14 protein-coding genes are annotated in these 13,029 nt (G+C 71.3%); 8 read left to right on the forward strand and 6 right to left on the reverse strand.

Annotated features, from left to right (window positions below):
- Positions 1-95 precede the first annotated feature (95 nt).
- Complete coding sequence (gene greA, locus OG897_RS24345) at positions 96-593, forward strand: transcription elongation factor GreA (protein WP_266659325.1); 498 nt, start codon at positions 96-98, stop codon at positions 591-593.
- A gap of 119 nt (positions 594-712) precedes the next feature.
- On the opposite strand, the gene OG897_RS24350 is transcribed toward greA, so the two are convergent.
- The 3 genes from OG897_RS24350 to ilvA form a co-directional block, all read right to left on the reverse strand.
- Positions 713-1,564, reverse strand: coding sequence for an ABC transporter permease (locus OG897_RS24350; RefSeq protein WP_266660453.1), 852 nt, complete (start codon positions 1,562-1,564; stop codon positions 713-715).
- A gap of 11 nt (positions 1,565-1,575) precedes the next feature.
- Positions 1,576-2,553 carry an ATP-binding cassette domain-containing protein gene (locus tag OG897_RS24355; RefSeq protein WP_266659326.1) on the reverse strand — a complete coding sequence of 326 codons (978 nt, stop codon included), beginning with the start codon at positions 2,551-2,553 and terminating at the stop codon, positions 1,576-1,578.
- A gap of 144 nt (positions 2,554-2,697) precedes the next feature.
- Complete coding sequence (ilvA, locus tag OG897_RS24360) at positions 2,698-3,927, reverse strand: threonine ammonia-lyase (RefSeq protein ID WP_266659327.1); 1,230 nt, start codon at positions 3,925-3,927, stop codon at positions 2,698-2,700.
- Between the two features lie 198 nt (positions 3,928-4,125).
- On the opposite strand from ilvA, the gene OG897_RS24365 reads away from it, so the two are divergent.
- The 3 genes from OG897_RS24365 (at position 4,126) to OG897_RS24375 (ending at position 5,526) form a co-directional block, all read left to right on the forward strand.
- Positions 4,126-4,629, forward strand: coding sequence for a MarR family winged helix-turn-helix transcriptional regulator (locus OG897_RS24365; RefSeq protein WP_266659328.1), 504 nt, complete (start codon positions 4,126-4,128; stop codon positions 4,627-4,629).
- 169 nt (positions 4,630-4,798) lie between these two features.
- The gene (locus OG897_RS24370; RefSeq protein ID WP_266659329.1) at positions 4,799-5,275 is read left to right on the forward strand and encodes a sigma factor-like helix-turn-helix DNA-binding protein; all 477 of its coding nucleotides are present in this window, start codon (positions 4,799-4,801) and stop codon (positions 5,273-5,275) included.
- Positions 5,272-5,526 (forward strand): hypothetical protein, encoded by a 255-nt coding sequence (locus OG897_RS24375; protein WP_266659330.1) that lies wholly within the window; start codon positions 5,272-5,274, stop codon positions 5,524-5,526. Before OG897_RS24370 ends, OG897_RS24375 begins: the two co-directional genes overlap by 4 nt.
- A 58-nt stretch (positions 5,527-5,584) precedes the next feature.
- Here OG897_RS24375 and OG897_RS24380 read toward each other — a convergent pair whose 3' ends face one another.
- Positions 5,585-6,748: a cystathionine gamma-synthase gene (locus OG897_RS24380; protein ID WP_266659331.1), complete on the reverse strand. Its 1,164-nt coding sequence runs from the start codon at positions 6,746-6,748 to the stop codon at positions 5,585-5,587.
- Positions 6,749-6,827: 79 nt separating this feature from the next.
- Here OG897_RS24380 and OG897_RS24385 point away from each other — a divergent pair, with 79 nt between their 5' ends.
- From OG897_RS24385 to OG897_RS24400, 4 genes are all read left to right on the forward strand, one after another.
- Positions 6,828-7,934, forward strand: coding sequence for a hypothetical protein (locus tag OG897_RS24385; RefSeq protein ID WP_266659332.1), 1,107 nt, complete (start codon positions 6,828-6,830; stop codon positions 7,932-7,934).
- A gap of 98 nt (positions 7,935-8,032) precedes the next feature.
- Complete coding sequence (msrA, locus tag OG897_RS24390) at positions 8,033-8,698, forward strand: peptide-methionine (S)-S-oxide reductase MsrA (protein WP_266659333.1); 666 nt, start codon at positions 8,033-8,035, stop codon at positions 8,696-8,698.
- A gap of 19 nt (positions 8,699-8,717) precedes the next feature.
- Entirely contained in the window at positions 8,718-9,107 is a 390-nt protein-coding gene (locus OG897_RS24395) for a hypothetical protein (protein ID WP_266659334.1), read from the forward strand.
- Between the two features lie 9 nt (positions 9,108-9,116).
- Positions 9,117-10,391, forward strand: coding sequence for an HNH endonuclease signature motif containing protein (locus OG897_RS24400; protein ID WP_266659335.1), 1,275 nt, complete (start codon positions 9,117-9,119; stop codon positions 10,389-10,391).
- Here OG897_RS24400 and OG897_RS24405 read toward each other — a convergent pair.
- Both OG897_RS24405 and OG897_RS24410 read right to left on the reverse strand, forming a co-directional pair.
- Complete coding sequence (locus OG897_RS24405) at positions 10,361-11,245, reverse strand: GNAT family N-acetyltransferase (protein WP_266659336.1); 885 nt, start codon at positions 11,243-11,245, stop codon at positions 10,361-10,363. The two genes, OG897_RS24400 and OG897_RS24405, sit on opposite strands and share 31 nt — an antisense overlap.
- A gap of 198 nt (positions 11,246-11,443) precedes the next feature.
- Positions 11,444-13,009, reverse strand: coding sequence for an MFS transporter (locus OG897_RS24410; protein ID WP_266659337.1), 1,566 nt, complete (start codon positions 13,007-13,009; stop codon positions 11,444-11,446).
- Positions 13,010-13,029 lie beyond the last annotated feature (20 nt).

The raw sequence follows: 13,029 nt of genomic DNA on the forward strand, positions 1-13,029 counted from the left end.
ATCGAATTGTTAGGCTCGTGGTTTCGCCCGCCCGTGGAGGCACATCCTTCTTGGGTAGGGCGATGCTTTGTTATCCGTAACTTCGAGGAGCACCTGTGACCCAGACCAGCGACGAAGTCACCTGGCTGACCCAGGAGTCGTACAACAAGCTCGTGGAAGAGCTGGAGTACCTGTCGGGTCCCGCGCGCGCCGAGATCACCCAGAAGATCGCGGCTGCCCGCGAAGAGGGCGACCTCCGGGAGAACGGCGGATACCACGCGGCCAAGGAGGAGCAGGGCAAGCAGGAGCTCCGCATCCGCCAGCTGAAGCAGCTTCTGGAGCGCGCCCAGGTCGGCGAGGCCACCGCGTCCAGCGGTGAGGCCGGGCCCGGCATGGTCGTCAAGATCGCCTTCGACGGCGACGAGAGCGACACGATGACGTTCCTGCTCGCCTCCCGCGAGTACCCGAGCTCCGAGATCGAGACGTTCTCGCCGCAGTCCCCGCTGGGTGCGGGCGTGATCGGCAAGAAGGTCGGCGAGGACGCCGAGTACGAGCTGCCGAACGGCAAGAAGGCCATGGTGCGGATTCTGGAGGCGACGCCCTACCAGGGTTAGTCGCTCGCGTACGTCCTACCAGGATTGGTCGCTCGCGTACGTCCTACGCCTACGGAAGGGCCCCCGGCAGCCACTGCGCGCCGGGGGCCCTTCCGTGTGCCGGGTCCGTACGGTCACGGTCAGACGGTGGCCGAGCGGTACTTGCGGACGGCGAGGGTCCGGAAGACCACGATGATCAGGACGGACCAGATCAGCGAGGCCCAGACCGGGTGCTCCATGGGCCAGGCCCCGGTGATCGAGGTCGGCATCTCGGGCATGGTGTTGCCGAAGAGCTGCCTGGCCGCCTGCACGGTGGCGCTGAACGGGTTCCATTCGGCGACGTGCTGGAGGAAGGTCGGCATCCCGGTGACCGGCACGAACGCGTTGGAGATGAAGGTCAGCGGGAAGAGCCAGATCAGGCCGCCCGAGGTGGCCGCCTCCGGGGTGCGGACCGAGAGGCCGATCAGCGCGCCGATCCAGGAGAACGCGTAGCCGAGGAGCAGGAGCAGGGCGAAGCCCGCCAGCACCTTCAGGAGGTTCTCGTGGGTGCGCCAGCCGATCAGCAGGGCGACCCCGGCGAGCACGACCAGGGTCAGTGCCGTCTGCACGAGGTCGGCGAGGGTACGGCCGGTGAGGACCGCGCCGCGCGCCATGGGCAGTGACCGGAAGCGGTCGATGAGGCCCTTGTGCATGTCGTCGGCGATGCCCGCGCCCGCACCGGCGGTCGCGAAGGTGACGGTCTGCGCGAAGATGCCCGCCATCAGGAACTCTTTGTACGCCTGGGGCGAGGTCGAGCCGCCGACCTGGATGGAGCCGCCGAACACGTACGTGAACAGGATGACGAACATGACCGGCTGGATGATCCCGAAGAGGATCATCTCGGGAATCCGGGTCATGCGGATCAGGTTGCGCTTGGCGATGGTCAGCGAGTCGGTGATCGACTGCAGGGGGCCGCCCCTGGCCACGGGGGCGAGGGACTTCACCGTCGTCATGGAGTCGGTGCTCACTTCTTCCCCACCTCCTCCTCGTCCTCGACGGGCTCCTCGGCCGCGTGACCGGTGAGGGAGATGAACACGTCGTCCAGGGTCGGACGGCGCAGGCCGATGTCGTCGATCTCCACACCCCGCGCGTCGAGCTCGCGGATGACCTCCGCGAGGAGCTTGGCGCCGCCGGTGACCGGGACGGTCAGCCTGCGGGTGTGGGGCTCCACCTTGACGCCGCCCTTGCCGAAGCCGCTCAGGACCTCGTCCGCGACCGTGATCTGGTCGCGCTCGTGGACGACGACCTCGATGCGCTCGCCGCCCGTACGGGCCTTGAGCTGGTCCGACGTACCGCGTTCGATGACCTTGCCGTGGTCGATGACGCAGATGTCGTGGGCGAGGTGGTCGGCCTCCTCCAGGTACTGGGTGGTGAGCAGGAGGGTGGTGCCGCCGGCGACCAGCTCCTGGATGACTTCCCAGAGTTGCTGGCGGTTGCGGGGGTCGAGGCCGGTGGTGGGCTCGTCCATGAACATCACGGGGGGCGAGACGACGAGGGCCGCCGCGAGGTCGAGCCGCCGCCGCATGCCGCCGGAGTACGTCTTGGCGGTGCGGTCGGCGGCCTCGGCCAGGTTGAAGCGCTCCAGGAGTTCGTCCGCGCGGGCCTTGGCGGCCTTCTTCGGCATCTGGTAGAGCCTGCCGACCATCTGGAGGTTCTCGCGGCCGGTGAGGTATTCGTCGACGGCGGCGAACTGGCCGGAGAGGCCGATGGAGCGCCGCACTTCGTTGGGATGCTTCAGTACGTCGATCCCGGCGACGACGGCCTTGCCGCTGTCGGGCTGGAGCAGGGTGGTCAGGACGCGGACGGCCGTGGTCTTCCCGGCTCCGTTCGGCCCGAGGAGGCCGAGGACGGTGCCCTCGGGGACGTCGAGATCGACGCCTCCCAGAGCCTTCACGTCGCCGAAGGACTTGACCAGCCCTTCGGCATAGATGGCGCCTGGCATAAGGGGTCCCCCATGTGTGTGGGTGGTTCCTACGCGAAATTTTAGGTTTGCCGGGCCGGTATCGCCCGGCGAGACAGAAGCGCGAGACACACCATAACGCGATACATCGCGTCTGGAGAAGGGTTGCCAGGAAGCCGTCCGGCCCTACGACACCACCAGGTACCCCGCGTCACTGAGCGCCTCCCGCACCTCCGTGCAGTGCTTCGGCCCCTTCGTCTCCAGCTGCAAGTCCACCTCCACCTCCGTGAGTCCGAGCTTCGGATCGGCCCGGGTGTGACCCACGTCAACGACGTTAGCGTCGAGCACTGACAACGCCCCGAGAAGCTCCGCAAGCGCCCCCGGACGGTCCGTCAGCCGCAACCTCAGTGACAGATAACGACCGGCTGCGGCCATTCCGTGCCGCAGCGTGCGCTGCATCAGCAACGGGTCGACGTTTCCGCCCGACAACACCGCCACCACCGGGCCCTCGAAGGACTCAGGACGGCTGAGCAGGGCCGCCACCGGGCTCGCCCCGGCGGGCTCCACCACCAGCTTGGCCCGCTCCAGACACAGCAGCAGCGCGCTGGAGAGCTCGTCCTCGGAGACCGTCCGCACCTCGTCCACCAGCTCGCTGACGATCGCGAAGGGCACGTCACCGGGGCGGCCGACCTTGATCCCGTCGGCCATCGTCTGGAGCGAGTCGAGCGAGGTGGGGCGCCCGGCGGCCAGCGACGGCGGGTAGCAGGCCGCGCCCGCCGCCTGCACGCCGACGATCCTGACGTCGGGCCGCACCGCCTTCACCGCGACCGCGATGCCCGCCGCGAGCCCGCCGCCGCCGACGCCCACCACGATCGTGGCGACCTCGGGGCACTGCTCCAGGATCTCCAGGCCGACCGTGCCCTGGCCCGCGATGACGTCCGGGTGGTCGAAGGGGTGGATGAACACCGCGCCCGTGTCACGGGCGTACTCCTGCGCGGCGGCGAGCGTCTCGTCCACGACCTGTCCGGACAGCCTCACCTCCGCGCCGTACTCCCGGGTGGCCGCCACCTTCGGCAGCGGTGCGCCGACCGGCATGAACACCGTGGACCGCACACCCAGCAGCGAGGAGGCGAGCGCCACGCCCTGCGCGTGGTTGCCCGCGCTGGCGGCCACCACTCCGGCGGCGCGCTCCTCGGGGCGCAGACCCGCGATGCGGATGTACGCGCCGCGCAGCTTGAAGGAGCCGGTGCGCTGGAGGTTCTCGCACTTGAGGTGCACGGGGGCACCGACGAGGCGGGTGAGGTGCCTGCTGCCTTCGAGAGGGGTGCAGCGGGCCACTCCGGAGAGCATCTTCTGCGCACCGCGCACGTCGTCGAGGATCAGGCTGCGGGCGTGTTCGGGCGTGCGGAAGCTCATGGCGGCCAGTCTGGCAGCCCGGCGGGACGGGCGGATTCCCGTCTCACGCGCGGGCTCCCCGACCTGCTCCGTGACCTGCGGCGGGACCGGGGTGCGGGGCCGGTTGTCCACAGGTTTGCGCAGCGCCGGTACGTGTGTGCCCGCACCCGCGTACCCTTGCCCCACCAACCCGACCACCGCACGAAGAGAGCCCGAGCCATGCCCCCTACCCAGGACATGACGACCGACCCCGCCGCCGGTCTCCTCGATGCCCTTCAGCACCAGGTGGCCGTTTTCGCCCGGCGAGCGGAACAGACCCGCCTCGGCGGCGTCGGCCAGGTCCGCAACTCGATGGACCGGGCGGCCTACCTGCTGCTCAACCGCCTCGACCAGGAAGGCCCGATGGGCGTCAAGGCGCTCGCGGCGGGCATGGGCATCGATTCCTCGACGGTGACCCGTCAGGTCGCGCCGCTCGTGGACACCGGCCTGGTCAAGCGGACCTCGCACCCCGAGGACGGCCGTGCGGTCGTGCTCCAGCTGTCGCCGCGCGGACAGGCGCGCCTGGACGAGGTGCGTTCCTCGCGGCGCGAGCTGATGGCGCAGGTCACCGACGGCTGGAGCGAGGACGAGCGGGAGGCGTTCACCACGCTGCTCACCCGTTTCAACTCGGCGCTCTCGGCCCGTCAGTCGGCGAGCGCGGGCGAGGCTCCGACCGCCTCCTGAGGCCGCCGGGGCCACTACCGGGACCGCGTCCCGAGGCAACCGGGGCCGCCTCCCGAGGGCCTCCGCCGCACCCCCCTGACGGACCGTCACGCACTCGCCGCTCCCACCTCTTGACCTGGCCCGTCCCCTGACCTCATATGAGCATCAGGAGCCCGGACGGGGAGGCACGGTGCGAGAGCGCGAGGCGGTCCAACAGCGGCGCCGCGCAGGGGAGTTCACGGCCTTCGTGGCAGGAGCCGCAGGCCGTCTCCTGCACGCCTCCACCCTGCTCACGGCCGAACCCCCCGACGCCAACCCGCGTGCCCGGGCGCTGCTCACCGCCGCCCTGGCCACCGCGTACGCCCGCTGGGGTTTCCTGCGCGGCGAGGACCCGTACGACCGCACCCGCCAGGAACTGGCGTCCCGGTTCGCCCGCACCTCCTGGCACCATCGCCGCCAGCGCGGCGGCCTGCTGGAGTCGCTGGCGCCGCAGGAACGACTCGTCCTGGTGCTGCGGCTGTTCGAGGGGGTGCCGGAGGAGCAGACGGCGGCGCTGCTCGGACTGCCGGTGCAGCGGGTCCGGGCGATCTGCGCGCGCGCCGTCTCGCAGGTGTACGAGGAGCGGTACCAACCCGCTCCGCCGCGCAGGGCGGTGGCCGCGCCATGAGCCTGCGCAAGCAGAAGGAGGACGAGGTCCGGCTCATCCTGGAACAGGCCGAGCACCCCGTCGTCCCTTCCGACCTGCTCGGACGGGCCACCGAGCGCGGCGGCCGGGACCTGCGGCGGCGCAGGCTGCTGCGCAGGGCCCTGTGGGTGCTGACGGTGGCGGCGGTGATCGCGTTCCTGGTGTGGGCGTCGGTCGTGCAGCCGTGGCAGGCCCCACCGGCGGACGTGACGCCGCCGGTGGAGGGTTTCTGACCGTTCCCGCGCGTACTTCCTCGTGCCTACGTGCTTCCTCGTGCTTGCTTCCTCGTGCCTACTTGCCGAGCGCCTGCTGGAGGTCCGCGAGCAGGTCGTCACCGGACTCGATGCCGACCGAGAGCCGCACCAGATCTCCGGGCACCTCCAGCGCGGACCCGGCCGCCGAGGCGTGCGTCATGCGGCCCGGGTGTTCGATCAACGACTCGACACCGCCCAGGGACTCGCCGAGGGTGAACAGCCGCGCCCGGTTGCAGACCTCGACGGCGGCCTCCTCGCCCCCCTTGACGCGGAAGGACACCATGCCGCCGAATGCCTTCATCTGCTTGGCGGCGATCTCGTGTCCGGCGTGCTCGGGCAGCCCCGGGTAGAGCACCTGGCTGACCGACGGGTGGGCGGTCAGCATGTCGGCGATGCGCGTGGCGTTCTCGCTGTGCCGGTCCATGCGGACGGCGAGGGTCTTGATCCCCCGCAGCACGAGCCACGCGTCGAAGGGCCCGGCGACTGCCCCCATCGCGTTCTGGTGGAACACCAGCTCCTCGGCGATCTCGGCGTCGTTGGTGACGAGCGCACCTCCGACCACGTCGGAGTGCCCGCCCATGTACTTGGTGGTCGAGTGCACGACGACGTCCGCGCCGAGCGCGATGGGCTGCTGGAGGTAGGGGCTGGCGAAGGTGTTGTCGACGACGAGCCTGGCCCCCGCCGCGTGCGCGATCCCCGCGACGGCGGCGATGTCGGTGATCCCCAGCAGCGGGTTGGAGGGCGTCTCGACCCACACCACCTTCGTACGGGGCGTGAGCGCGGCCCGTACCGCCGCCGGGTCGGAGGTGTCGGCGACCGACCACTCCACACCCCACCGCGACACGACCTTCGCGAACAGCCGGAAGGTGCCGCCGTACGCGTCGTTCGGGATCACCACGTGGTCGCCGGGCGACAGCAGCGTCCGCAGCAGGCAGTCCTCCGCCGCGAGGCCCGAGGCGAAGGCGAGCCCGCGCCGCCCGCCCTCCAGTGCGGCGAGGTTCTCCTCCAGGGCGGTGCGGGTGGGATTCGCGCTGCGGCTGTACTCGTATCCGCCGCGCAGTCCTCCCACCCCGTCCTGCTTGTACGTCGACACCTGGTAGATCGGCGGGACGACGGCACCGGTCAGGGGGTCGGCGGTGTTGCCCGCGTGGATGGCGAGGGTCTCGAAGGCGCGCTCGGGGCGGCTCTGCTCATCAGTCATGGGGCCGAGGGTAGTTCTCCCGCCGGTGCCCGGCGTCCGTTGACCGGAACAAGCTCCCCGGGTCCGGGACAATGGCCGTATGGACATTCTCTGGTTCCTGATCGCGGTGCTCGTCCTGGGCGCCGCCCTCGGTCCTCTCCTGCTGCGCAGGAGGAGCGGCGGCATCCGGCTGGCCCGGCCCGGCTCTCCCGACGCCGCCGATCCGGAGACGTACGGTTTCGTCCGCCAGGAAGCCCTGGACGTACGCCTGCCGGGCCCCGACCAGGACCTCCTGGACGTCCTGGACGTGGTCCAGCGCACCCAGGACTGGCGGGCCGCGCAGCAGCTCCTGGCCGGGACCCCCAAGGAGGGCGAGGTCCGCTGGCAGCGCGTGCAGGCGTTCGCGGGCGCGGCGTCGCTGGAACTGGCCCAGCGCCCCGGTGAGGGAGGCCGCTGGCTGCGGGACTGGCGCTCGGAGTCCCCGAAGGACGCGGGCGGCGCACAAGTTCACGCAGAATTCTTGGTGCAGCAGGCGTGGCGCTCGTCCTCCAGCGACAAGGACGACTGGCGCATCATCCTGGAGGAGTCCCGCGACCTCTGCGCGACGGCCGCCCTCCTCTCCCCCGGCGACCCGATCCCGTACATCGTCGAACTCTCCATCGCGCGCGGGCTCGCCTATCCCCGGCCGGAATTCGACCGTCTCTGGGCGAAAGTGATCGACCGCGCACCGACGCACATGGGGGCGCATCTGGTCGCCCTGCACTACCTCTCGGAGAAGTGGCACGGCTCGCGCGCCGAGTCGGACGCCTTCGCCACCATGGCGGCCTCGCGCGCGCCGCAGGGCTCGCTGCTCGCGGCCCTCCCCCTCTTCTCGGTCTACGACCACCTCCCCGAGGTGATCGTGGTCAACAGCTTCTACCAGAGCGCGGTGGTCACCAGGGCCGTGGAGGGCGCCCTGTTCGCGGTGCACGCCGCCCGCCCGGACGATCCGATGCTGGCGCACGTACGCCACCTCCTGATCCTCTTCCTGGTCCGCTCCGAGCGCTGGGCGGAGGCCGTCCGGCAGATCGCGTCCGTCGACGGCTACGTGGGCGCCCTTCCCTGGACCCAGAACCCGGACCCGGCCGCCGACTACACGCTCCACCGCAACCTGGCGGTGGCGGGCTACGAATCGAACGGCGGCAGCCCGGCGACGCTGCGGCCGTAGCCCTTGCCCGCATGTGCCGAGGGGCGGCCGGGGGCCGGGAATCCCGGCCGCCCCTCCGGTGTTCTACGTACCGACTCACCCGTGTCCCAGGAGGAACCATGCTCTTCGGCCGTACGCCGCAGCTCCCGACCCCCGAGCAGGCCCTGAAGGGCCGTGCGACCCCCGAGTTCGACGTCCCTTCCCGCCACACGGTGCTCGGCAATTCCCTCCTCGGCCCGTACCCGGACGGCCTGGAGACCGCCGACTTCGCTCTCGGCTGTTTCTGGGGCGCGGAGCGGAAGTTCTGGCAGACCCCGGGGGTGTGGACGACCCTCGCGGGTTATCAGGGCGGCTCGACCCCCAACCCCGCGTACGAGGAGGTGTGCTCCGGCCTGACCGGCCACACCGAGGTCGTCCGCGTCGTCTTCGACCCTTCGGTCGTCTCCTACGCCGCCCTCCTGAAGCTCTTCTGGGAGTCCCACAACCCCACCCAGGGCTTCCGCCAGGGCAACGACGTGGGCACCCAGTACCGCTCGGCGATCTACCCCCACTCCCCCGAGCAGCAGCGCGAGGCAGAAGCCTCCCGCGACGCCTACCAGCAGGTCCTGACGGGCAACGGCTACGGCCGGATCACCACCGAGATCCTCCCGGCCGCCGACAACCCCTTCTGGCCCGCCGAGCCGCACCACCAGCAGTACCTGGACAAGAACCCCGCCGGCTACTGCGGAATCGGCGGCACGGGCGTCTCCTGCCCGATCGGAGTCGCCCCGGCCACCGACCGGTGAGCCCCGAAGACCGCCGCGCGTGCTGAACGAACCCCTGGCGCCCGACGCCTGCGCCGTCCTCGCCGCCCTGCTCGACGGTCCGGGACCGGTCCTCGCCGCGCTCCGCGCACAGATTCCGCACGCACGGGTGACCGGGCGGTGCGGATGCGGGTGCGCGACCGTGGACCTGGAGGTGGACCGGGAGGCCGTGACAGCGGCGCCCTGGCACGACCGTCCGGCGGTGGAGGCCGGATACCCGGCCGACGAGTACGGGGCGGGAGTGCTGCTGTTCACGGCGGAGGGGTACCTGTCCGGGCTGGAGATCTACTCCGCTTCCGGGGACCCGGTCACGGAGTGGCCCGATCCGGCGGGGCTGGAGATCGAGCGCCGACCGTGCTCCGGGCAGGGAGTTGTCAGTGGTGGGAGCTAGCTTTGAGGCATGGCGCTCAATGAGATCGGCAGGTCCCAGGTCCTCGGTGCGGTCGCGGAGTTCGACCGGGTCGGGCGGGAGGAGTTTCTGCGGCGGTACGGCTTCCAGGCCGCCCGCACGTATCTGCTCGCCGTGAAGGGGCGGTACTACGACTCGAAGGCGATCGTCGGCGCGGCACACGGGTTGTTGCCGGGCCGACAAGCACTGGCCGCATCGGAGTTCTCCGGCGGACAGAGCCATGCGGTGAAGTTGCTGAGCGGCCTCGGCTTCCAGGTCGTCTACACGTCGGAGCTGTCGCGGTCGATCGGTGCGGACGAGCTGGTCCAGCGGGTCGAGAAGCTCAGAGTGGCTCATGCGCAGGGGCAGAAGGGTGCGCCACTGCTCTATCAGCCGATCACCCTGCTGTGGGCCGTCGGACGCGCCCTCCGCGGCGAGAGCCGCACACTGCCGTGGGCCGAGACGGACGACGCCCTGCGCGGTCTGCTGTCACGGCACGGGCTGCGCGGCGAGGGGCCCCGCCCCTACTACCCCGTGCTGGCGCTGTACCACTCGGGTCTGTGGACCCTGGAAGGTCACACCGGTGTCGTACCGGCCGCCAGCGGCGGTTCGGAGCTGGGGCGCTGGTGTGCGCGACAGCAGCCCGTGAGCGGGCTCGCGGGGCCCGCGTACGAGCTGATGCGCCGGGACGGGCGGGCACGGCTCCTGGTGGTCGACGCGCTGGTCAGCCGGTTCTTCGACGGCCTCGACGAGATCCCCCTCCTGAAGGAGGTCGGGCTGTACGACGACACGGTCGCCGACGACGCCCCCGACGCCCCGGCGGACGCTCTGCCCAGGGCGTCCCGCGCGGTCGACCCGCTCGCACTCGCCGCCGAGTACGAGCGGCAGTGCATCCTGGCCGAACACCGGGAGAAGTCCGTGCGCGGCCTGCGCCGGGAGGGGACCTCCCGGGACCCGATACGCATCGCGGCAGCGCGCCGGGCCGTCCTGTGGCGCAGCGGCGGCCGGTGCGAGAACCCCGGCTGCGGCGGCCAGCCCGACGACGTCACGGACCGGGGCCTGCCGCTCCTCGAAGTCGACCACGTCGAGGAGATCGCCGGGGGCGGACGCGATCACCCCAGCCAGATGATCGCGCTCTGCCCGAACTGCCACGCGGTCAAGACGCGCGGCAGCAGGCGGGAGGAGTTGCGGAAGGTCTTCCGCGAGGTGGCCCGGAAGGAGCACCTGCGGCTGCTGCCGGAAGAGGGGCGGGCCCGTCAGCCCAGTTCCAGGGTGGTGATTCCGTAGAGGCACGGGTGGTCGAGCGGTGGAGGGGTGGAGGTGTACATGCGGGAGGTTTCGAAGGTGGGGGTCAGGGCGAGTTGTTCGGCGAGGTGGAGGGCGGCGGGGTTGGTGTCGGGGATGTCGAGGGAGAGGGGGGCGGCGGTGGCGGTGGCGAGGGTCGTGAGGAGGGTGGCGGCGATGGCGGGGGTGTCGGCGTAGAAGGGGCCGATGCGGGAGCCCGTGGTGCAGGCGCGGCTCACGGCGAGGCCGACCAGGTGGCCGTCCTGGAGGGCGGCGAGTGACGTGCGGTGCGGGGCGGTGAGCCAGGAGGCGAGGAAGGTGTCGCGGGGGGCCGGGAAGAAGCGGCGGTCGTAGGCGGTGAGGAGGGAGAAGGGGAGGGTGGTGGCGTCGGTGAGGGTGATACCGGATGGGACGGGGGCGGTGCCTCCGGACGGGGTGCCCTCGTAGCGGGTGTTGGTCCAGGCGGAAGTGAAGCCCGATTTGCGGTAGTTGGACTGTTGGGCGACGACGCCGTCCAGGCCGACGTTGCGGTCGGCGAGGCGGGCCATTCCGGCGTTCCAGACCTGGATTCCGTAGCCATGGCCGCGTACGTCGGGGCGGGTCAGGTAGAGGCCGAGGAAGGCGTGGCCGGTGCCGTGGCGGACCACGGAGATGCTGGAGACCGGGGTGGGGTCGCCGGGGCGGCGGGCGATGAGGAAGCCGTGCGGGTCCGTGGCGAAGAAGGGCTGGATGTCGGCGAGGCCGGGGTTCCAGCCTTCGGCCTCCGCCCAGGAGCGGGTGAGGTGCAGGTCCTGGACGGTGGCCGTGGCGATGGAGAGGTGTTCGGCGGGTGTGGGGTGGTCGGGGTGTGCGGGCATCGTCCGCTCCTGGGGTGGGGTGGGGTGGGGTGGGGTGGGGTGGGGTGGGGCCGGGTGTAGCAGGGGATCACTGCCCAGGTGGGGATCGGGGGATTCGGGTGGGTCGGGTGCGAGTGCCGGTTCCGGTGCGAGTGCCAGTTCCGGTGCGAGTGCCGGTTCCGGTGCCGGTGCCGGTGCGAGTGCCGGTTCCGGTGCCCGTCAGCCGGTGCTCCGGGTCGGTGCGCCCGAGGTCGCCAGCGCGGCACCAAGCTCGGATCCGGTCGAGCCCTTGCGCCTCCGCAGGACCGTGTATGAGAACACCGCCGCGCCCAGCATCATCGCCGCCGCACCGAACGCCGCCAGGCCCAGGCCGTCCGTGAACGCCTCGCGGGCCGCGGCCAGGAGGCGTACCGCCTGGTCGTGCGGGAGGCGGGCCGCCTCGGCGAGCGCGCCGCCCAGGGTTTCGCGTACGGCCGCGGAGGCGGCGGTGCCGTCCATGCCGCGCGTGTAGACCGCCGCGCCGACGCTGCCCAGGATCGCCATGCCCAGCGCGCCGCCGAACTCGGTGCCGGACTCGACGACCGCCGCCGCCGCGCCCGCCCGCTCCGGCGGGGCCGCGCCGAGTGCCATCTCGTTGGCGAGGGTCATGGCGACGACGATTCCGCCGGCGTACAGGGCGCAGCCGGTGAGGACGAACCAGAGGGCGGAGTCCACGGCGACCTGGGTCAGCCACAGGAAGCCCCCGCAGGCGAGCAGGAAGCCGCCGGACATGACGTACGCGCGGTCCACTCGGGCGGCGAGCGTCGCGCCGAGCGGGGCGAGGACGAGGACGGCGGCGGACGGGACCAGACTCCAGAGGGCGGATTCGAGGGGGCTCATGCCTCGGACGGACTGGAGGTACTGGGTGAAGAAGACCGCGAAGCCGATCGTGGCGAACATCGCGATGACGTTCGCGAGTATCGCCCCGCCGAACATCCGCTGCCGGAGGAGTACGAGGTCGATCATCGGGTGGGCGAGGGTGCGCTGGCGGCGGAGGAAGAGCCAGCCGATGAGGAGTCCGGCGGCGATGGTGAGGAAGGAAACCAACTCCGGCCCGTGCTTGGCGAGTTGCTTGATGCCGTGGATGACCGGGAGGACGGTGGCGAGGGAGAGCGCCGCGCTCGCGAGGTCGAAGCGGCCCGTCGACGGGGACCTGAACTCCGGGAGGAGGAAGGGCGCGAGGGCGATCAGCAGCAGCATGGCGGGGAGGTTGATGAGGAAGACCGAGCCCCACCAGAAGTGTTCGAGGAGCAGGCCGCTGAGGACGGGACCGAGGGAGATTCCGGCGGTCATGACGGCGGTCCAGAGAGTGATCGCCTTGGCGCGCTGACCCTCGTCGCGGAAGAGGTTGCGGATGAGGGCGAGCGTGGAGGGCATCAGGGTCGCACCGCCGATGCCGAGCAACGCCCGTACGGCGATGAGCATTTCGGGGGTGCTGGCGTACGCGGCTGCCACTGACGCCGCGCCGAAGGCCGCCGCGCCGATGAGGAGGAGCTTGCGGCGGCCGATGCGGTCGCCGAGTGCGCCCATCGTGATGAGGAGCCCGGCGAGCACGAAGCCGTACACGTCGAGGATCCAGAGCTGTTCGGTGGCGGTGGGGGCGAGGTCGCGGCCGATGAAGGGAATCGCGAAGTAGAGGACGGAGACGTCCATGGAGACCAGGAGGAGCGGGAGCATCAGGACGCCGAGGGCGGTCCATTCGCGGCGGCCCGCGAGGGCGGCGGGCGGGGAGGCAGGGGTGGTCATGGTGGGGCTCCTGGGGCGGG

Origin of the sequence: Streptomyces sp. NBC_00237, assembly GCF_026342435.1 — a bacterium.
Lineage (GTDB): Bacteria > Actinomycetota > Actinomycetes > Streptomycetales > Streptomycetaceae > Streptomyces.